This window comes from Collinsella sp. HCP3S3_D1 (assembly GCF_052064015.1).
GTDB lineage: Bacteria > Actinomycetota > Coriobacteriia > Coriobacteriales > Coriobacteriaceae > Collinsella.
Genome location: NZ_JBQHWK010000025.1, coordinates 1 through 20,353, shown reverse-complemented (window position 1 = coordinate 20,353; position 20,353 = coordinate 1). Strand labels below are relative to the sequence as shown.

Here is a 20,353-nt window from a genome sequence, read left to right as displayed (position 1 = left end):
CCAAAAAGAGGGGGCGAGAACATGGGACAGACGGCACGGCGCCAAGAGCAGCTGCCGGGCGCATTTAACGGCGCCACCACCAATAGCCAGCACGGCCGCGTCCGCTGGTATCTGGTCCACACCCCCCATGGAAAAGAGCGCGAGACCTGCGAAAAGGTTCGCCGCATTATCCCGCACAACCTTATGCAGGACGCTTTTGTGATGCAAAAGGAGTTCTGGTTTAAGCGGGACGGCGCCTGGTCGCTCCAAACCAAACCCATGTATAAGGAATATTTCTTCGTCGCCACGCACGATGCCGCCATGCTCGACAAGGCTTTGGCCCAGTTGAGCTTTGGCTGTCGCATTGCCGGCAGCAGGGAGCGGGCTTATGCGGCCATGCCGGACGATGCACAGGACTGGTACCGCAGCGTGCTCGACGACGACGGCGTGGTGCGCAACAGCGTAGCCCGCATAGAAGACGGCGTGCTGCATATAGAGCAAGGGCCCTTGGTGGGGCAAGAGGCCCGTGTAAAGAAGATCGACCGTCATAAGCGCTGGTGCCTGGTAGACGTGGGCGAGGGTGACTCCACTTTTAGGGAGCTACTTGCGCTGGACGTTCCCAGCAAAACGTAGGGGAGACGTTGCACCGGCTGTTCGTTCGCAATTTTTGAATTTACTGATTGGGGGATCCCTGGGGGCAGGGACGTACGTTTGACTGTGGCTGCTAAGGAAATGACAGAGAGCAATGCGCCCGTGGGGGCGGCGTTGATTGCTCAGGCCATGGACCGGCGCGAGGGCGTCGGCCGCTACAAGGCTATGCAATCCATCGTGGACTGGGATCGTTCGCGCCTGGCCTATCGTGCCGTGAAGCGCACGTTCGACATCGTGTTTAGCGGTGCTGTGCTTGCGATCATCGCAGTTCCCAGCCTGGTCCTCGCCGCGGCCATCCGCCTGGAGAGCGAGGGCAACCCATTCTACAGCCAGATCCGCGTGGGCCAGACCCGTCCCGACGGCAGCCTGACCACCTTTCGCATGTGGAAGTTCCGATCCATGTACAAGGACGCCGACGAGCGCCTCGCCGAGTTAAAGGGGCAGAACGAGATAGCCGGCGCCATGTTCAAGATGAAGGAGGACCCCCGCGTCACCAAGATCGGTAGGTTCATCCGCAAGCACTCCATCGACGAGTTCCCGCAGTTCCTGAACGTGTTCCTGGGCCAGATGTCCGTGGTGGGCCCGCGCCCGCCGCTGCCGAACGAAGTCGCGGAGTACACCGAGTACGACCTGCAGCGCCTGGCTGTGAAGCCCGGCATCACCGGCTGGTGGCAGGTGACCGACCGCAACGACACGGATTTCGACGGCATGGTTCGTCGCGATCTTGAATATATCGCCAAAAGGGGCTTGTTATTCGATTTGAAAATAGTCGTCCTGACTGTCTTTGAGGTGTTCTCGGGGGAGGGCGCCTCATGATCGATTTTGTCGAACCGCACTTTGATTACTTACAAATTCGTGCTGCTTTCCATTTGATGGGAAGGTGTTAGGCACATGTCAATTTCTCTCGTGATTCCAACTCTTGATGCTCAGACTGAAATCGGTGAGTTGTTGAAGAGGCTGCTTTCGCAAACCTGTTGTCCTGACGAAATAATTGTTGTCGATTCCGCGTCATCTGATTCCACTGTGGAAATCGCTTCGAGTTTCGATGGTGTTCGGGTTATCGAGATCGATCGTTCCGATTTCAATCACGGACTTACTCGTGACATGGCGTTTAAAGAGTCAACTGGGGACATAGTTTGCTTTATGACTCAAGATGCTATTCCGGCTGACAATCGATATATCGAGAACCTTGTTAATCCACTGCTTGCTGATAATCGCGTAGCTATTTCATCGGGTCGCCAGTTGCCAAAAAAGGACGCTCGGAAATTTGAGCGTTTGGTCAGGGAATTTAACTACGGTCCTAGATCAAACGTCCGATCTAAAGACGATGTATCTGTAATGGGAATCAAGGCTTATTTTGCGACGGATGTCTGCTCTGCATACCGAAGGAGCTCTTATTTCGAGCTTGGAGGTTTCGGTAGAACTGATATGAGCGAGGACATGCTTATGGCCGCAAAAGCTGTAGGCGCAGGTTATTTGGTTGCGTATGCTGCCGATGCTCGTGTGTACCACTCGCATAACCTCACTCCGGTTGAACAATTCCGCCGCAATTTTGCCATCGGTCACTTTCTCGAAATCAATCGTGAGCTTATAGCTTGTCCATCTGAGATTGGAGAGGGAGGGCGTCTAGTAAAACGGGTCGCTAAACAACTGATTGAGGATCGTTCGTTTATTGAGCTCGGGGCATTTGGCATTGATTGCTTTGCTCGATTTATTGGAAATCGCTCTGGCCGCAGGGCCGCAAGAAAAGAAAGGCTATAGCTAATGAAAGGCATCATCCTCGCCGGCGGGTCCGGCACCCGCCTGTACCCGCTCACGCTCGTGACCTCCAAGCAGCTGCTGCCGGTCTACGACAAGCCCATGATCTACTACCCGCTGTCCACCCTCATGCTGGCGGGCATCCGGGACATCCTTGTCATCTCCACGCCGACCGACCTGCCCAACTTCGAGCGCCTGCTCGGGGACGGCTCGCGCTACGGCGTGAGGCTCTCCTACGCCGAGCAGCCGAGCCCGGACGGCCTGGCGCAGGCCTTCACCATCGGCGAGGAGTTCATCGCCGGCGAGCCGTGCGCGCTCGTGCTCGGCGACAACATCTTCTACGGCAACGGCCTGTCGCGCCACCTGACGCGCGCCGTCCAGAACGCCGAGTCGGGCCGCGCCACGGTCTTCGGCTACCACGTGGACGACCCCGAGCGCTTCGGCGTCGTGGAGTTCGACGGCGAGGGCAGGGCCGTCTCCATCGAGGAGAAGCCCGAGCGCCCCAAGAGCTCCTACGCCGTCACCGGCCTGTACTTCTACCCGGGCGACGTGGCCGCCAAGGCGCATGGGGTCAAGCCGTCCGCGCGCGGCGAGCTGGAGATCACCGACCTCAACCGGATGTACCTGGAGGAGGGGACGCTCTCCGTCGTCACCCTCGGCCGCGGCTACGCGTGGCTCGACACCGGCACCATGGAGAGCCTGCACGAGGCCGCGGAGTTCGTCCGCGCCGTGGAGCACTCCCAGGACCTGCCGGTCTCGGTCCCCGAGGAGATCGCCTGGGAGAACGGCTGGATCTCCACCGAGGGGCTCAAGCAGACCGCCGAGGCCTACGGCAAGTCGGTCTACGGCCGGCACCTGAAGAAGGTCGCCGCCGGCGAGATCGTCAACAGCCCGCGCGAGTACTAATCCGATCCAATGGGAGATAGAAACATGTCTGAAGAGCTCTTCGAGCCCAGGAACATCATCGTCACGGGCGGCTGCGGTTTCATCGGCAGCAACTTCGTCCACTACGTGGTGAAGAACCACCCCGGGGTGCACGTCACCGTCCTGGACAAGCTGACCTACGCCGGCAACCCCGAGAACATCGCGGGGCTGCCCTCCGACCGCGTGGAGCTCGTCGTGGGCGACATCTGCGACGCGGAGCTGCTGGACCGCATCGTCCCGGGCCACGACGCGATCGTGCACTACGCGGCCGAGAGCCACAACGACAACTCCATCGCCGACCCGGAGCCGTTCCTGCGCACCAACGTCGAGGGCACCTTCCGCCTGCTGGAGGCCGTCCGCAAGTACGGCGTCCGCTACCACCACGTCTCCACCGACGAGGTCTACGGCGACCTGGCGCTCGACGACCCGGCGAAGTTCACCGAGGAGACGCCCTACCACCCGTCCTCGCCGTACAGCTCGACCAAGGCGAGCTCCGACATGCTCGTGCGCGCCTGGACCCGCACCTACGGCCTTCGCACCACGATCTCCAACTGCTCCAACAACTACGGCCCCTACCAGCACGTGGAGAAGTTCATCCCCAGGCAGATCACCAACATCATCGACGGCGTGCGCCCCAAGCTCTACGGTAAGGGCGAGAACGTCCGCGACTGGATCCACACCGAGGACCACTCCTCGGCCGTCTGGGACATCCTCACCAAGGGCCGGATGGGGGAGACCTACCTCATCGGCGCCGACGGCGAGAGGGACAACATCACGGTCCTGCGCATGATCCTCACGGCCATGGGCCGCGACCCCGAGGACTTCGACTGGGTCGCCGACCGCCCCGGCCACGACCGCCGCTACGCCATCGACAGCACGAAGCTCCAGCGCGAGCTCGGCTGGAGGCCGGCCCACACCGATTTCGCCGAGGGGCTCAAGCAGACGATCGACTGGTACGTCGCCAACGAGTCCTGGTGGCGCCCGGCCAAGGAGGCCACCGAGGCCCGCTACCGCGCACAGGGCCAGTAGGAGGGGAGAGACCAACATGGCAGACATCGCATTCGAGAAGGACCTCTCCGTCGCGGAGACCGGCATCGGGGGCCTCAAGGTCGTCGACCTCGCCGTCCACGGCGACTCGCGCGGCTGGTTCAAGGAGAACTGGCAGCGCGCCAAGATGACCGCTCTGGGCATCCCCGACCTCAAGGTCGTCCAGAACAACATCTCCTACAACGACAGCCGCGGCGTCACCCGCGGCATCCACGCGGAGCCCTGGGACAAGTTCATCTCCGTGGCCCGAGGCTCGGTCTTCGGCGCATGGGTCGACCTACGCGAGGGCAGCGAGACCTTCGGCAAGGTGTTCACCTGCACGCTCGACCCGTCCAAGGCCATCTACGTCCCGCGCGGCGTGGGCAACTCCTTCCAGGCGCTGGAGGACGGCACCGCCTACACCTACCTGGTGGACGCGCACTGGTCGCTGGAGCTCAAGAGGACCTACACCTTCGTGAACCTCGCCGACCCGGAGCTCGCCATCGGGTGGCCGATCCCGCTCGATGAGGCCACCGTCTCCGAGGCCGACCTCAACCACCCGATGCTCGCCGACGTCGTCCCCATGGCGCCCAAGCGCACCCTCGTCACCGGCTGCAACGGCCAGCTGGGCCATGCGGTCCGCAGACTCGCCGAGGAGCGCGGCGTCGCGAAGGACTTCGACTTCTGCGACATCGACACCTTCGATATGTCCGACCCGGACGCCTACGCACAGTACGACTGGTCGCTCTACGGCACCGTGATCAACTGCGGCGCCTACACGGCGGTCGACAGGGCCGAGACCCCCGAGGGCCGCGTCGCCGCCTGGAAGGCCAACGCGACGGGGCCGGCGCTGCTCGCCCGCACCTGCGCCGAGCACGGGGTCACCCTCGTCCACGTTTCCTCCGACTACGTCTTCGACGGCACGGCCGAGGTCCATACCGAGGACGAGCCCTTCAGCCCGCTTTCCGTCTACGGCCAGACCAAGGCCGCCGGCGACATCGCCGTGGCCGGGTGCCCGCGCCACTACATCATGCGCTCCAGCTGGGTCATCGGCGAGGGGCACAACTTCGTCAAGACCATGAAGGGCCTGTCCGACCGCGTCGCCGACCCGAAGGACAAGCTCACCCAGGTCACGGTCGTGGACGACCAGCTGGGCCGCCTGACCTTCACGCGCGACATGGCCGAGGCCATCTTCCACGTGCTGGGCTCGCACGCACCCTACGGCACCTATAACTGCACCGGCTCCGGCGCCGTCAAGTCCTGGGCCGACATCGCCCGCGCCGTCTTCGAGGCCGCCAACGGTAACGGCGAGAAGGTCGTGCCGGTATCGACCGCCGACTACTACGCCGGTGCCGCCGGCCCCGTCGCCCCGCGCCCGGTCCACTCCGCGCTCGACCTGTCCAAGCTGGAGGCCGCTGGGTTCCACATGCCCGACTGGGAGCAGGGGCTTGCCGAGTACGTTCAAGAACTCATTGGCGGTGAAGCTCATTGAGATACGTTCAGCTGAACGCATACGGTAATGCTTGGGCCGAGTCGATTATCTTCAAGAAGCACCGCGAGCTCATCGCCAACGGCGACGACTCGTGGGTCTTCTGGGCGCGCACTGACCACGAGCAGGACGACCACATGGTTAAGGTCGCCAGCTACCCGGAGATCTGCCTGGATGTGCTCCAGACGCGCCTCGACGGCCGTGCGGGATTTCACTCCAAGGGCATAACGCGTCGTCTGCTGAGACGTCTTGACGAGATCGACCCGGACGTAGTGCACCTGCACGTGCTGTGCGGCTACTGGATCAACGTCGAGATGCTCTTCGAGTGGCTTGCCTCGCACCGCTGCAAGGTCGTGTGGACTCTGCACGACTGCTGGGCGTTCACGGGCCACTGCATACACTTTACTAAAGTAAAGTGTATGCAGTGGAAGACTCATTGTATATATGACGGTCAGAACTGCCCGCAGAAGAGGGAGTACCCCGAGACCTACGCCGGGGACGAGTCGGTTAGCTGGTGCTTCGAGCAGAAGAAGAGGCTCTTCACCATGCTGCCCGCCGACCGCATGGAGCTCGTCACCCCGTCGCAGTGGCTCGCCGACCTCGTCGCCGAGTCCTTTCTCTCCAAGTACCCCGTGCGCGTCGTCCACAACACAATCAACACCGAGATCTTCAAGCCGACCCCGAGTGACTTCCGCGAGCGCCACGGCCTCACGGGGAAGTTTGTCGTCCTCGGGGCGGCCTCCAAGTGGAGCGAGCGCAAGGGCCTCGACGATTTTGTGCGGCTCGCGGGGGAGCTGGACGACCGGTTTGCCGTCGTCCTCGTTGGGCTCAGCGAAAAGCAGATAAAGGAACTGCCGGAACAGATGACGCGGCTGCCTAAGACCGACTCGCTGCGAGAGCTCGCCGAGGCCTATACGGCGGCCGACCTCTTCCTGACGACGAGCCAGGAGGAGACCTACGGCATGACGGTAGCCGAGGCCGCGGCCTGCGGCACCCCCGTCGCTGTCGTTGATGGCACGGCCTGCATGGAGGCCTCCGAGAACGCAGAGCGCTACTTGATCGCGCCCGATTTGAGCAATCTCGTAACGACCATTTGCGCGGTATATCGGGCGCATCACGATAAGCCGGGCGTTGAGAAGACGTTTTCGGCAAGCGGTTTTGACCACTAGTTTTGACCACTAACTATTTTAAGGTTACTCGAATGAAGGTTATTCCTTTTTACTTGCCACAGTTTCATGAGACGCCGGAAAACAATAAGTGGTGGGGCGATGGCTTCACGGAGTGGGTGAACGTCAAGGCCGCAAAGCCACTTTTTGAAGGTCACAGACAGCCTCGAGTACCCCTTGGCGGCAACTATTATGACCTCACCGACTTGGACACCTTGCGCTGGCAGGCGAAACTCGTCAGGGACTATGGTATCTACGGCCTTTGCTTCTACCACTACTGGTTTGACGGTCACTTGCTTCTGCAGAAGCCCATGGAGCTCCTGCTTGCCAACAAGGACATCGACCTCCGTTACTGCATATCATGGGCAAACGAGGATTGGACCAATGCCTGGGTCTCTTCCAAGAACACTACGCTTATCTCGCAGACCTACGGCGGCGAGGAGCAGTGGGTGGAGCACTACAGGTATCTCGAGCCATTCTTCCTCGACGAGCGCTACATCCGCGAGGACGGTAAGCCGCTCGTTGTCATCTACCGCCCGGAGCTCATCCCCGATTACCGTGGAATGATCGAGTGCTGGCAGAGACTTGCCGAGGAATCTGGGCTGGGTGGCCTCTGCATATGCGTCCAGCACATTAACTACTGCCTCTCTCATGAGGTCGAGACCGATTTGTTCGACCTCCAGATAGAGTACCAGCCTCAGTACGCGCGTTATTTCCTCAGCAAGAACAATGCTGGATGGCTGAGGGAGAAGAAGCGGAAAGTTGACGTCTGGCTTCAGAAGCATTTTCATCGAACTCTCGACATGAGCGTCTTCAGAAGCGAGTCCGGCCCCGCTAGAGCGAGCTATGACGAGATTTGGCGTACAATCAACTCCCAAAGACCGTGGAGCTCTATCAGTGTTCCTTGCGCCATGGTCGACTGGGACAACACTCCCCGACGCGGAAGGCGCGGTTGGGTGGTCGATGGCTCAAGTCCTGAGAAATTCAGGCGCTACTTCCATGACATGCTGATCCGGGCGCGCGAAGTCTACGGCAAGGACTACGTCTTCGTCTTCGCGTGGAACGAATGGGCAGAGGGCGGCTACCTCGAGCCCGACGAGGACAACGGCTACGCATTCCTCGAAGCCATACGGGACTCGTTGATTATAGAGGGCATGCTGCCGGAGGACGGCCTATGATACTCGCGCCGCTCTATATGCTGGCGATGTTTGCGGTCGCCTTCTCGAGAGGCCGATGGGCTGCCCCCTGTGTCGCCTTGCTCTTGTGCTTTTCTACCGCTACCACCGCCGATTATGCCGATTTCCCCTCTTATGTAAACTACTACGCCATTGTCCAGACAGGCGGGACTCCGACAGGGCTTTACGATCTCCCTGCCGGCTGGTTCTTACTGAACAGGACCATTGCCGCGACCGGTCTCTCCGTCCGCGGCTTCGTGTGCGTTGTGCTCGTCCTTTGCGTCTTCCTAACCGCCCGCTTCTATCGTCGCGTAGGCTGCGAGCGGAACCTGCACTGGTGCCTCTTCCTCCTGTTCCCCGCCCTCGTCCAATGCGTGCAGCTGCGATTCTTCCTCGGCTTCTCTATCGTGCTTTTATCATTCGCAGGCATTGTGAACGGAGAGAGGTTCGGCATCCTCCGCTACGTCGTTGGTGTGCTCGTGGCTTCCACGATTCACTCCTCCATGCTCGTGTTCCTTGTGCTCGCGCCGGCTGGGAAGCTCGGTGGCCTTGGGGTGAAAAAGGCCGCTCTCGTCGTTGCCTCTCTCGCTCTCATGGCTTATCTCTGCGTTGGCTATGTCCCGGGCATTGCGGCGAGCCTCCTCAACGATGTCAAGTACGAGCGATACTTCGTCAGCGACATCTCGACCACCACGGGCTCCTGGTTTATGAAGATCCTCTTCATTTGGGCTTCCGCAGTGGTTCTTTCCTATGCAAACGTCCGCGTTCTTGGCGGAGGAATCGGCAAGGCCAAGAGGCAGGTCGCTGTAGGGGACAAACGCGGCACGACCCTTCTAGTCGCCGTGGCACTAACAGGCATCACCCTGCCCTTGCTGCAGTTCGACTCGAACTTCCACAGATTCATCGAGATGGGGTTCATGCTTTCGTACGTTCTCTTCTCCCACCTCTGGCAGTCCGGCGAGGTTCCCTCGTCGCACAAGCTGCTCCTACTCCTCTGTTTTCTCGTGCTCGGCGCTATTGCCGCGTATGTGTACGAGCCTTTCCCCACCGTGATTGAGCCCCTGCTCTCCTACGACGGCTTCCACTCCCTGTTAGGTTGAGGTGATCTATTCTATGAGTACTGATAGCCCGCTTGAGGCCCTCGAGGCGGTGAACTGCGACTATAACGAGCTTCTGAGCTCGCGCGAGTACCGTGCCGGGAAGCGGCTGCTCAAGCTCGAGCGCGCGCTCAGGTCCTTTGACGTCAAGGCCCTGGCGGGTTTTGCCAAATCCCTTTCGGCGCAGGGAAAGGTCAACGGAATGGGCGGTGCCGTGGGCGCCCATGCCGCCCCAGCCGTCGGCGAGCGGGAGGTCGCCTCCGCCAGGAGCTCGAGCGTCACCGTTTACGCCTGCGTCACGAACGGATACGACGTGCCCCACGCCCCCCTCTATGCTCCTTCTGGGCTGAGGCCGGTCCTGTTCGTCGACGAGGCGACATCCCCTTTGGTCCATGACCCCGGTTGGCTGTCGATTCGTCGCGTCGAGCGCGAGCCATCCCTGGTTGCCTCCCGCAATCCCAACCGTTACTGCAAGATGCATCCCGGCGAGTTCTTCGACTCTGATTTCTCCATTTACACCGACGGGAACGTTCAGGTTATCAGTGACCTGGCCGACTGGTGCGCCATCGCTCGTGCATCCGAGACCGGCGTCGCCATGCACGCCCATTCCTCCCGGGAGTGCGCCTACGACGAGGCCAGCGCCTGCATCGCCTCGAAGCGAGGCGACCCCGCCGCAATCCGGCGACAGATGGAGCGGTACGAGTCCGAGGGCTTTCCCCATAACTTCGGAATGCGCGAGGCGACCGTCATAGTGGCCGACCTCCGCAATTCCACCTCCGCCAAGCTCCTCTCCGCCTGGTGGGACGAGTATGTCTCCTCGGGGAGTGGACGAGACCAGCTCGCTCTCCCTTACGTCCTCTGGAAGATGGGCTTCACGGCGGATTCCGTCGCCTGCCTTGGCCCCAATGTCTGGAACAGCCCCAAGCTCCGCATCCATGACTTGGGCTCGCACTCGTTCAAATGAAAGGCGTCTTTTTATGAACAGGTTTCTTTCAAAAGTCACGCTGAAGGCGGCGAGGGTCCTGCGCCTTGATCGCGCGATTCCCGACGAGCCTTACCTGAAGCTAATGTATAAGGTGCAGACCGGCTGCGACTTGGATTTAGACAGCCCTCAGACTTTCAATGAGAAGCTGAACTGGCTGAAGCTGCACGACCGTAACCCCCTCTACACCACGTTGGTGGACAAGTACCGCGTGAAGCAGTGGGTTGCCGATCGCATTGGCGAGCAGTACGTCGTTCCGACCCTTGCCTTCTGGGAATCCGCCGACGAAATAGATATATCAGGCTTGCCCGACCGTTTCGTCCTTAAGACGAATCATGACTCGGGCGGTGTGGCCATCTGTCGTGACAAGAAGTCCTTCGACCTCGAGGCCGCGCGGGCGAAGCTCGATAAAAGCCTTAGGAGGAACTACTTCTGGCAGTGCCGCGAATGGCCCTACAAGGACGTGAAGCCGCTCGTATTTGCTGAGGAGTACCTTGACCCGACCGAAGAAGGCTGCAACCTCGCCGACTATAAGCTCTTCCGATTCAGCGACGTGTCCGAGATCGTCGCTGCAGAGCCGAATGACTATAAGTTTCTCTGTTTCGATGGCGAGCCAAGGCTCATAGAGGTGCACCAGGGCAGGAGCTCTAGGCATACGCAGGACTTCATGTGGCCCGATTGGACGCATGCGGACATCTTGCAGTCCGATATGCCGTGCGCGTTGACCGCTCCCGAAAGACCAAGTCATCTCGATGAGATGCTTCGCCAGAGCGCGGTTCTCTCCGAAGGGTTCCCGCACGTCCGTGTCGATTGGTACGATTTCGGTCCCCGGCCGCTTTTCGGCGAAATGACATTCTACGACGGCGGGGGCTTCGACCCCTTCGACCGCCGTGAAGACGACGAGCTGCTTGGCTCGTGGATTGAGATTGGCAGCGCGCACGAAGAGGGAAAGGCGGAGCTGCGATGAATCCTGCCTTCAAGCTTGACAAGCGGAGAAGCATCGGAGGAAGGGCGCTCGGGGGTCAGGCCCTGAGCGATTGCCGGTTGCCTTATCAAGCGCGGTGCATCATCTGGAAGCCTGCTCCTATGCGGATATGCGGGATGGGTTGTCCCGCGACATTTTCCGAGACGCCTTTCGTGCCCAACCGGGCTGCACTCGCAACTAATAAACTGAATCATGCTGCTTCGGGGGTGCTATTGACTTATGGCCGATAATAAAGCCGGCACAATTGTCGACAAGGCCGCTGGTGCCGTAAAGTGGTCATTCGTCGCCCAGCTTGTTAACAAGCTCGTTTCGCCGCTGACCCAGATCGTCCTGGCCCATATCCTTGCCCCCGAGGCCTTCGGCGTCGTCGCCACCATAACCATGGTGACGACGTTCTCCCAGACACTGGCTGACGCCGGCTTCCAGAAGTACCTCATCCAGCACGAGTTCCGGGATGATGCTGAAAAGGGCCTTTGCTCCAGCGTCGCCTTCTGGTCCAACCTAGCTATAGCTTTGGCCATCTGGGCCGCGGTGGCCTTGTTCAGGGAGCAGATCGCTTCTTTCGCCGGAAGCCCCGGCGCCGGGGGCGCCTTGGCCGTTGCCTGCCTTTCCCTTCCTCTAAACTCCTTCATCTCCGTTCAGACCGCGCTATGCCAGCGTGGCTTCGACTTCCAGCTACTCTTCAAGGTGAAGCTATTCGCGGCGTTCCTTATGGCGGCGGTTGCCATCCCCTCCGCGCTGCTCGGGCTTGACTACTGGTCGCTTATCCTCGGCACTCTTGCCAGCGACACCTGCACGGCCGTTCTCCTTATGATTCTTTACGACTGGCACCCGAGGATGCGATACAGCTTTGCGGCCCTCGCCCGCATGCTCTCCTTCAGCCTCTGGTCGCTTTCTGAGGCCGTTGTCCTATGGGCTATCAGCTGGGCAGGCGTCTTCGTCATCGGGTCTTCGATGTCCGCTTTCTACCTCGGCATATACAAAAACTCGGTCTCTATTACCAATAACTTGCTCTCGGTCGTCGAGTCATCCGTCATGCCGGTCTTTTACTCCGGGATCTCCCGCATGCAGTCCGACGAGGACGAGCTCATATCTTTCTTCTACAGGTCCCAGAGGGCTCTCGCGCTTTTTCTCTTGCCAATCGCATGCGGTGTCATGCTGCTGAGCAACCTCGTGATCATCGTCCTTCTCGGCACCCAATGGCTGGAGGGTGAGACCCTCATCAGCTGGATTGCGATCACCCTGTCCCTCAGGATGCTCTTCTGCTATATGGGCAACCAAACCCTCAGGGCTGTCGGAAAGCCGGGCCTGATAACCCTTATTTGCGTCGTCTACCTCGTGTTCTACGTACCCTTCCTATATTTTTGCGCTGGAATGCCCTTCGAGGTCTTCTCGGTGCTCGTGCCCTGCGGCTACCTGCCGCTCATCGTCATCGAGCTCGTTGTCCTTCGCTCGGCTGTCGGGTTGAGTCCTTTGACTATGTTTCGCGGGCTTGCCCCGATAGCCCTTAACTGCGTCGTGCCCTCTATCGCCGTTGTCCTTCTTCTCCAGCTCTCGGACTCTATTGCCGTACAGATCGTTTGCATCCCGCTTTTCGCGTTCGCTTACCTCATTACCACGATGCTTCTCGGTAGCACAAGGTCGCTGCTTCGTTCGTGCTCAAGGCACCTTGGCGGGCGACGGGTCGCCGAGCGAGTCGGTGCTATGGCGGATGTGTTTGAGCGTCTGGGTCGCCATCTCTCCAGCCATCTTGGGAGGGACTTTGGACGGCGTGATCGATGAACACAAACACAGTTTTTCTGCTTTAGGTATTTAAGGAGCGATTGATATGGCACAACAGAAACATTACGTCGCATTGGTGACGGGAGCCGCCGGCTTCATCGGCGCGTTCCTGAGCAAACGCTTGCTTGCTGATGGCTGGGTGGTCGTCGGCCTGGACAACGTGAACGGCTACTACGACCCGGGCATCAAGGAGGCGCGGCTCGCGATGCTACGGGACGCCGACCATGACGGGCGCTTCACGTTCGTGCGCGGCGACCTCGCGGACACGGCCCTGGTGGAGCGGCTCTTCGCCGAGAACGGCTTCGACGTGGTGGTGAACCTGGCCGCGCAGGCCGGCGTGCGTTACTCGATAGAGAATCCGAAGGCCTATGTGGACAGTAACCTCGTGGGCTTCTTCAACATACTGGAGGCCTGCAGACACCACCCGGTCAAGCATCTCGTGTATGCCTCGTCGTCGAGCGTCTACGGCGGCAACGAGAAGGTGCCTTTCAGCGAGGACGACAACGTGGACTCGCCGGTCTCGCTCTACGCGGCGACCAAGAAGAGCAACGAGCTCATGGCCCACGCCTACAGCAAGCTCTACTCAATCCCCGCGACCGGACTGCGCTTCTTCACGGTCTATGGCCCGATGGGCCGCCCGGACATGGCGTACTTCGGCTTTACCAATAAGCTTCTGCGCGGCGAGACCATCAAGATCTTCAACATGGGCGATTGCAAGCGCGACTTCACCTACGTCGACGACATCGTCGAGGGCGTCACGCGCGTGATGGCGAACCCGCCCGAGGTCAAGCTGGGGGAGGACGGCCTGCCCATGGCCGCGACGCGCATCTACAACATCGGCAACTCCAACCCCGAGAACCTGCTCGACTTCGTGGATACCCTCCAGCGTGTGCTCGTGGAGGAGGGCGTGCTTCCCGCCGATTTCAACTTCGAGGCGCACCGGGAGCTTGTTCCTATGCAGCCGGGCGACGTTCCGGTGACCTACGCGGACACCTCGAAGCTGGAGCGCGACACCGGCTTCAAGCCGAGCACGCCCCTGGAGGACGGCCTGCGAACTTTCGCCAAGTGGTACCGGGAGTATTACGGGCTATGAATAACCTCGACGGCGCATACGCCGGCCTCCAGAAGTTTGCGGACGTCATTGGCAATCTTGGAGCAGCGGCTCCGCCCGCTGCCCGCGTCGAACGAGCCGTGAAGCTCAGGAACTTGGCCGCTGCCGTGGAGAGGGCGTTTACGGCCGAGGACTGGGCGGCCGTGGCCCAATTCGTCACCAAGCCAAGCGTCATCGAGGAGCACCCGAGGCTATACCGCAGTCTGCATTTCGGCGACGACGATTACGGCTGGTGCGTCCAGGACGTGCTGCAGCAGCTCGATGCCGAAAGCCCCGCCAACATCGACGCCATCGGAGCCTACCTCGACGGAGTCACCCGGCAAAACGGCGCCTCCGAGGTCGGCGAGCGCATCCTCGTGGAGGGGGAGTCGGTCAGGTTCCGATGCGACCGGGACCTCACTTTCGTGCGTGAGCTCGGGCATGGCGGCACCGGGCGCACGATGCTTTTCCGCGACGAAACGGCGAACCTCCTCTTCGCCATGAAGAAGTTCGATCCGCGGGGTGGGAACGACCCGGAGGATTGCTACCGGCGCTTCGTCGATGAGGCGGCCATCCTCCTGAGGGTCTCGCACCCCCACGTCGTGAGAGTGTTCGGCTACTACCTCTACCCCCAAGCTAGCACCGGCTACATCCAGATGGAGTTTATCGAGGGCGTGCCCCTCGACAAGTTCCTGCCCGGCGAGGGCACGAAGTCCCCGGCGGAGATCTTCTCTGACGCCGTTTCCGCCTTCGAGGCGTTGGAGATGGCGGGCGTGCTCCATCGTGACGTCAAGGCCGCAAACCTCCTCGTCACGGGCGCTGGCGACGTCAAGCTCATAGACTTCGGTTTCGGGAAGAGCTACGAGGGCGAATCGACCCTGGAGAATAACAGCATCCTTGTGCGGATGCCGGAGGATACCCCGCTCGAGGTCGCCTCCTTTAGGTATGACCGCGCCACCGAGGTCTACTACGTCGGCAAGCTCTTCGAGCGCGCCCTCGCGGCTTGGGGCGTGCCGATGGCGGAGTTCCCGTACGCCCACGTCGTCGCACGCATGTCGCCGAGGGACCCGTCTTCGAGGCTCAAGTCCTTCTCCGAGGTGAGGGAAGCCATGACCCCATCAGACCTCGCTCCCGCCGATTTTACCGAAGGCCAGCTGGCCGTCTGTCGTGCCTTCCTCGACGCGGTTAGCGCGGCGCTCGCCAACGTGGACTCTCTTGCCTCGCCCGTGGGCAGCGCGTCGGTCGTGGTCCGGAGGCTCGACAAGCTCCTCTCTTCCTGCGGCCTCGAGAGGGAGATTCCCGATCCCTCTCTTCTGCTTAGCTGCGTCATAGAAGGGAAGTTCTCTTTTTGGCCCGCGAGCAGGCCTGCCGTCTCGGTGGTCCGGGATTTCCGGAACCTCCTTGCCGGCCTCGCCCCCGACTTGCAGCTCGTCGTCATGAAGAACCTCGGCCTTCGCATCGGCCTGGCACCTCGCATCGGGGACGAAATCCCGTTCTAAACGACCCCGCCGGCTTAGGAACCGGCATTACCTATCAGGAGGATTGACTAATGAAGATAGCAATTGCAGGCACCGGGTACGTAGGGCTTTCCCTAGCCGTGCTGTTGGCGCAGTACAACGAGGTCCACGCCTTGGACATCGTTACGGGGAAGGTGGAGATGCTTAACGGTTTCCGTTCTCCCATCCGCGACAAGGAGATCGAGCGGTTCCTGTCCGAGGCGAAGGCGGGGGAGCGCGAGCTTTCCTTCGAGGCGACGCTCGACCCGGCCCAGGCCTACGTGGGTGCAGAGTACGTTGTTGTCGCGACGCCCACCAACTACGACCCCAACAAGAACTTCTTCGATACCAGCTCCGTTGAGGCGGCCGTCGACGCGGTTCGTTCGGTGAACCCGAGCGCCTGGATTGTCATTAAGTCCACGGTTCCCGTCGGCTATACCGCGCAGCTGCGCGAGGGGCGTGGCGACTCGCGAATCTTCTTCTCTCCCGAGTTCCTGCGCGAGGGCGAGGCGCTCTACGACAACCTGCACCCGAGCCGCATCGTTGTCGGCTGCGACAAGGACGATGCCGCGGCCGTCGAGGCCGCCAAGGGCTTCGCGGCGCTGCTTGCCGAGGGCGCCGCTCCCGAGGAGCGCTCCCGTGAGAACGCCGATGGCACGCGGGGCATCCCCGAGCTCGTGCTCGGCTCCACCGAGGCGGAGGCCGTGAAGCTCTTCGCCAACACCTACCTGGCGCTGCGCGTCTCCTACTTCAACGAGCTCGACACCTACTGCGAGCTCCGCGGCCTCGCCACCGCCGACGTCATCGAGGGCGTGTGCCTCGAGCCTCGTATCGGCGCGGGCTACAACAACCCATCGTTCGGCTACGGCGGCTACTGCCTGCCCAAGGACACCAAGCAGCTGCTCGCGAACTACAGGGACGTGCCGCAGGACCTCATCGGCGCCATCGTGGCCTCCAACCGCACGCGCAAGGACCACGTGGCCGACGAGGTGCTCCAGCGCGTCAACCAGCTCGTCTACTCCGGCACCGCGGCGCCCACCGTGGGCGTCTACCGACTCACGATGAAGAGCGGCTCGGACAACTTCCGCGCGAGCTCCATCCAGGGCATCATGAAGCGCGTCAAGGCCAAGGGCGTGCCCGTGCTCGTGTACGAGCCCACGCTCGACGCCCCCGACTTCTTCGGTAGCGCGGTCACACATGACCTTGAGACCTTCAAGCGCGAGTGCTCCATCATCGTGGCCAACCGCTGGAGCGACGAGCTTGCGGATGTGGCGGACAAGGTTTACACGCGCGACCTTTTCAAGCGCGACTAGCGAGCTTTCTCGGAGCGATAAGCGGCCCCTACCCACCCCGGGGGGGCTAGGGGCCTCTCTTGTTTAGGGCAAGCCGTGGAGGCGCTGTGCGTGCGACGAATACATCAGTTGGTATAACGAGGACGGGATAAAGATATCACTAGGAGGAATAAGCCCCATGCAATACGGGAGGTCCTTGGGACTTGCAGCATTGGCACTGAGACGGAAAACGTTAGCATCCCCATAGACTAGGATTCGCTTGCGGTTTGGGCGAAGCGGAATTCGTCAAGCAGTTCGACAATCGTCTCGGAAGTGCGTGCCCCGTTCATCATTGACTCCGATATGTGCGCTGGAATTTTTTGAGGAATGTACCGGCAGCAATCGTGCGATTTGATTTTGTTCACTACCGTCTCCCATTGTTGCTCGCACCATCGCACGAAGGTTGAAAATTCATCCTCGTCTTTAAACAGGGGAAGCAACCGGAACAGCATCAATTTCGTGTTGTTCTCGGATGGCCCTTCTTTGCTTTCGTCCAGCATGAAGTCAAGCAGACGCTTCTCGATTGAGCCTTCGACAAAATACCCAAACATAATCGTATCATTGAGGTCATATGATCTCTGGCTTTTTCGAACGAAGCCTATCCTTGGGGATGGGATATATAGGTGGTCGGAAAACGCGCCGGTCGTCTCATACAACATGGTCTGGTGGTAATAGATACGGCTGATGCACCATTGAGGGCTCGTGAAGAAAGGCGATGCGAGCATGAAATACTCATAGCGGTTTTCGTCATCCATGAATTTTCGAATGTACGTGAACTCTGGGAAGTCCTCGTAGTAATAGCAATTTTGGAATCCTTCGTCAATTCCCTCAATGGCGTTCAAGGTGTTCTTCCATTTGGAAGGCTCGCGCAGCAGCGATGACGCTCGTTCGAGCGGAGTTTTGTCGATGCCGAAACGCCTTCGCCAAAGCTTCTCGGATAGAATGGAATCGGCGGTGCCATCGATGGGCGTATTACTGTCCCCGTCGCGGCTATAGATCGTTCCGGCGCGAACGACCTTGCGCTTCGACCTGCCCGATTGGGAATCTTTGATGCTGGACTCATAGTCCTTCGCTAGTCTGTACGGGATCGCATCGTCATCGGGTTCAATAAGCACGACATCAAGGTTGACCTCGCTAAGCCGGATTGGAACGACGCGCACGTAGGGAAAAGTCGTAAGCCATCTGCATGCTCGTAACAGGTCGGTGATTTTCTGGCTGTCCTTGCGGTTTTCCGAATAATCTTCTACGTCGATTAACTCGTGTTCCGCGCCATCGTCAACTCCTATAATAAGCATGCCAATATGCCCTTTGGGATTGTTGGCAAGGCAGATGATGTCATGGATAAGGTCGGCATTGTTCTTGTGCCAGATGCGCTTGAAGTCCCAATGGGATGCCTCTCGATTCGTGCTAATCAGGCGGGACACGAGCGAAGGAAGGCCTTCGTCGCAGGTATAGAGCAACCCATCGGTTTGGTTCATAAGCGTCGTCCTCATTTTCAATCATAAACGTCAAAGTGAAATACGATTTATAGTCTACGAGTATGTGCGGGATTTTTCTCGGCAGGACCGGAAAACGGGAGAGGGTCAACGTGGCCATGAATGCAAACGAGAGAAGCCTCTTTCTCAGGCTTTTCGTGAGCGTCAAAACTAGCGCGTCTAAACAACCTGGCCCCGTTGCCTCAAGATTTTTCGCGTAACCAATCGATTTGGAGATGCGGCGATGGACGATGCACAGCGAAGGGACATGTTGGTCGCGCCCGCACGAAACCAGCCCATCTACTATGTTTGGCAGGCATCCTCCGACCATGCCGTTTTCGACAAAAAGAAAACCGCAGGTAGACGGCCTGCGGTATTTGCGAAATCTGGGGTATGGTTGGCAGGTCGGGGTTAAACGTAGTAGATTGGCCGGCTTCGTGGCGGCGGCGTCACTGAAAGCCTCGAAAATCGCCTTGGTACTAATTACGGTACGAGGGATACCGATTCGAGCATTCGTAAGTCGATACTAACTTTCACCGACTGGCAAAACGATTTACACCTAATTGCGGACATCGCCCGTGCGATTTCCCTTTGCCCCCGCATTGATCTCGCTAAACTGATAAGTGCTGCCACCAGGGCATTTTCTGGTGCACATCCTATTGGCTCCTGCGAAGATCGGAGCGGGTATGTTTGCCACCGAGTCCCACACCAGCCGTCATCACATTGCGATCGCCGCCATGGCCTGCCTGTGCGCTTTGCTGGGCGGGCCTTCTCATGCCGCGGGCGCGGAAAGCCTGTTCATCGCGGGCGCGACGTACCGCGAGCCGGGCGTGTCGGGCCCCGGTTGGGCCTGGACCGATTCCGACCATCTGGAGCTTGACGGCTACGCGGGCGACGCCATCGGCGCCGACGGCGGCCTGGTCGTGACGCTTGCCGGACAAAACTCGGTGACGGAGTCGCATGCGCCCGATGCGGACATCACGCAGTGCGGCATGGAGGTGTGGGGCAGCCTGACGCTTCGCGGCACCGGGTCCCTGGCGGCATCGGGCTCGCAGTGCGCGATCCACGTCTCGCGGGCCTTCGCGGTGGACGGCTGCGCCGTCAATGCCCGGGCGGACGGGGCAAACGTCACGGACGAGGCCGTGGCCGGCGTGATCGCCGGCGACATGGCCGTGCGCGGCGGAGGGCGCGTCATCGCCGTCGGTGCCGCGCCCTCCGCCGGCGTGTGTGCCTACGGTGTGTACCTGCAGGATGCGGGCGCCGGCGACGGCTCGGCCGGGTGTGGGCTTTCCGTCGACGCCTCGTGGGTCGATGCGGCCGGTACCGATGGCGGCGTTGCATGCACGGGCGGGTCGCTCGTGGCCGCGCGGTTCGCGGCGCCCGCGGGCGGGGCCTTCGGTGCTGGCGGCGCGGTGGATGCTTTTGGGGCGATGGCACCGCATGTGGTGATCGAGCCCCGGGGTGCCAACGTCCCGGCGGGGGAGACCGACGGGTGCGAGGTGCCCGGCGGCGTGGGCGATCCGGCCGGCGGTGCCGGTCCTGCCGTTGGGCAGCCCGGTGCCGGGTCCGCGACAGATCCCGTGCTGAAGCCCGCGACCACGACGCCTAAGACGACCGCGACAACCGAAACGACGGTGACCAGGACCACCGTGTCCACGCCATCCAAGGCCAAGACTGCCAGCTCCGCCGTCACGCTCCCCAAGACCGCCGACAACAACTGGATCGCCGTCTCCTTGGCGCTATTCCTGCTGGGAATAGCGCTTCTGGGTGCCACTCGCCGTTGCTGAGGCGCCCGTTTGGGCTGGACGAGGGGGAAAGGAAACCGACTATAAGCGAGTTTTACGCTTCCCAAAGCAGGGGGGGGGGGGGGGGGGGGGGGGGGGGGGGGGGGGGGGGGGGGGGGGGGGGGGGGGGGGGGGGGGGGGGGGGGGGGGGGGGGGGGGGGGG

The 20,353-nt window shown here is 60.8% G+C and carries 17 protein-coding genes and 1 pseudogene; 17 read left to right on the top strand and 1 reads right to left on the bottom strand.

The genetic code is table 11. The annotated features are described in order from the left end of the window. Nucleotides 1–21 precede the first annotated feature (21 nt). The 16 genes and pseudogenes from ACTNDJ_RS08195 to ACTNDJ_RS08120 form a co-directional block, all read left to right on the top strand. Nucleotides 22–612 carry a hypothetical protein gene (locus ACTNDJ_RS08195; RefSeq protein ID WP_441083539.1) on the top strand — a complete coding sequence of 197 codons (591 nt, stop codon included), beginning with the start codon at nt 22–24 and terminating at the stop codon, nt 610–612. Between the two features lie 99 nt (nt 613–711). Continuing rightward, complete coding sequence (locus ACTNDJ_RS08190) at nt 712–1,446, top strand: sugar transferase (protein ID WP_441083538.1); 735 nt, start codon at nt 712–714, stop codon at nt 1,444–1,446. A 75-nt stretch (nt 1,447–1,521) separates the two neighbouring features. After that, nucleotides 1,522–2,391, top strand: a complete 870-nt coding sequence (locus tag ACTNDJ_RS08185) for a glycosyltransferase family 2 protein (protein WP_441083537.1) — start codon at nt 1,522–1,524, stop codon at nt 2,389–2,391. 3 nt (nt 2,392–2,394) lie between these two features. After that, complete coding sequence (gene rfbA, locus ACTNDJ_RS08180; protein ID WP_441083536.1) at nt 2,395–3,294, top strand: glucose-1-phosphate thymidylyltransferase RfbA; 900 nt, start codon at nt 2,395–2,397, stop codon at nt 3,292–3,294. Between the two features lie 24 nt (nt 3,295–3,318). Continuing rightward, the gene (gene rfbB / locus ACTNDJ_RS08175) at nt 3,319–4,341 is read left to right on the top strand and encodes a dTDP-glucose 4,6-dehydratase (protein ID WP_441083535.1); all 1,023 of its coding nucleotides are present in this window, start codon (nt 3,319–3,321) and stop codon (nt 4,339–4,341) included. 16 nt (nt 4,342–4,357) lie between these two features. Beyond that, nucleotides 4,358–5,830 carry a sugar nucleotide-binding protein gene (locus ACTNDJ_RS08170; RefSeq protein ID WP_441083534.1) on the top strand — a complete coding sequence of 491 codons (1,473 nt, stop codon included), beginning with the start codon at nt 4,358–4,360 and terminating at the stop codon, nt 5,828–5,830. After that, nucleotides 5,827–6,996, top strand: a complete 1,170-nt coding sequence (locus tag ACTNDJ_RS08165; RefSeq protein ID WP_441083533.1) for a glycosyltransferase — start codon at nt 5,827–5,829, stop codon at nt 6,994–6,996. The genes ACTNDJ_RS08170 and ACTNDJ_RS08165 overlap by 4 nt, the downstream gene beginning before the upstream one ends. A gap of 32 nt (nt 6,997–7,028) precedes the next feature. Beyond that, nucleotides 7,029–8,171, top strand: a complete 1,143-nt coding sequence (locus tag ACTNDJ_RS08160) for a glycosyltransferase WbsX family protein (protein WP_441083532.1) — start codon at nt 7,029–7,031, stop codon at nt 8,169–8,171. Further along, nucleotides 8,168–9,268 carry an EpsG family protein gene (locus tag ACTNDJ_RS08155; RefSeq protein WP_441083531.1) on the top strand — a complete coding sequence of 367 codons (1,101 nt, stop codon included), beginning with the start codon at nt 8,168–8,170 and terminating at the stop codon, nt 9,266–9,268. The genes ACTNDJ_RS08160 and ACTNDJ_RS08155 overlap by 4 nt, the downstream gene beginning before the upstream one ends. Before the next feature lie 13 nt (nt 9,269–9,281). Continuing rightward, a complete protein-coding gene (locus ACTNDJ_RS08150; RefSeq protein ID WP_441083530.1) occupies nt 9,282–10,229 on the top strand; it encodes a glycosyltransferase domain-containing protein in 948 nt (315 codons plus the stop codon). Between the two features lie 13 nt (nt 10,230–10,242). After that, nucleotides 10,243–11,214 (top strand): ATP-grasp fold amidoligase family protein, encoded by a 972-nt coding sequence (locus ACTNDJ_RS08145; RefSeq protein ID WP_441083529.1) that lies wholly within the window; start codon nt 10,243–10,245, stop codon nt 11,212–11,214. 237 nt (nt 11,215–11,451) lie between these two features. Then, the gene (locus ACTNDJ_RS08140; RefSeq protein ID WP_441083528.1) at nt 11,452–13,014 is read left to right on the top strand and encodes an oligosaccharide flippase family protein; all 1,563 of its coding nucleotides are present in this window, start codon (nt 11,452–11,454) and stop codon (nt 13,012–13,014) included. 46 nt (nt 13,015–13,060) lie between these two features. After that, nucleotides 13,061–14,107 (top strand): NAD-dependent epimerase/dehydratase family protein, encoded by a 1,047-nt coding sequence (locus tag ACTNDJ_RS08135; RefSeq protein ID WP_441083527.1) that lies wholly within the window; start codon nt 13,061–13,063, stop codon nt 14,105–14,107. Further along, a complete protein-coding gene (locus ACTNDJ_RS08130; RefSeq protein WP_441083526.1) occupies nt 14,104–15,603 on the top strand; it encodes a protein kinase domain-containing protein in 1,500 nt (499 codons plus the stop codon). Before ACTNDJ_RS08135 ends, ACTNDJ_RS08130 begins: the two co-directional genes overlap by 4 nt. Before the next feature lie 50 nt (nt 15,604–15,653). Continuing rightward, nucleotides 15,654–16,913 carry a nucleotide sugar dehydrogenase gene (locus ACTNDJ_RS08125; protein ID WP_441083525.1) on the top strand — a complete coding sequence of 420 codons (1,260 nt, stop codon included), beginning with the start codon at nt 15,654–15,656 and terminating at the stop codon, nt 16,911–16,913. 100 nt (nt 16,914–17,013) lie between these two features. Then, nucleotides 17,014–17,139, top strand: a pseudogene (locus tag ACTNDJ_RS08120) (IS3 family transposase); the annotation flags it as partial. 1 nt (nt 17,140) lies between these two features. Here the strand turns inward: ACTNDJ_RS08120 and ACTNDJ_RS08115 are convergent. Further along, nucleotides 17,141–18,409, bottom strand: coding sequence for an ATP-binding protein (locus ACTNDJ_RS08115; RefSeq protein WP_441083524.1), 1,269 nt, complete (start codon nt 18,407–18,409; stop codon nt 17,141–17,143). Nucleotides 18,410–19,053: 644 nt separating this feature from the next. Between ACTNDJ_RS08115 and ACTNDJ_RS08110 the strand changes: the two genes are divergently transcribed. After that, nucleotides 19,054–20,193, top strand: coding sequence for a hypothetical protein (locus ACTNDJ_RS08110; protein WP_441083523.1), 1,140 nt, complete (start codon nt 19,054–19,056; stop codon nt 20,191–20,193). The last annotated feature ends 160 nt before the right edge of the window (nt 20,194–20,353 follow it).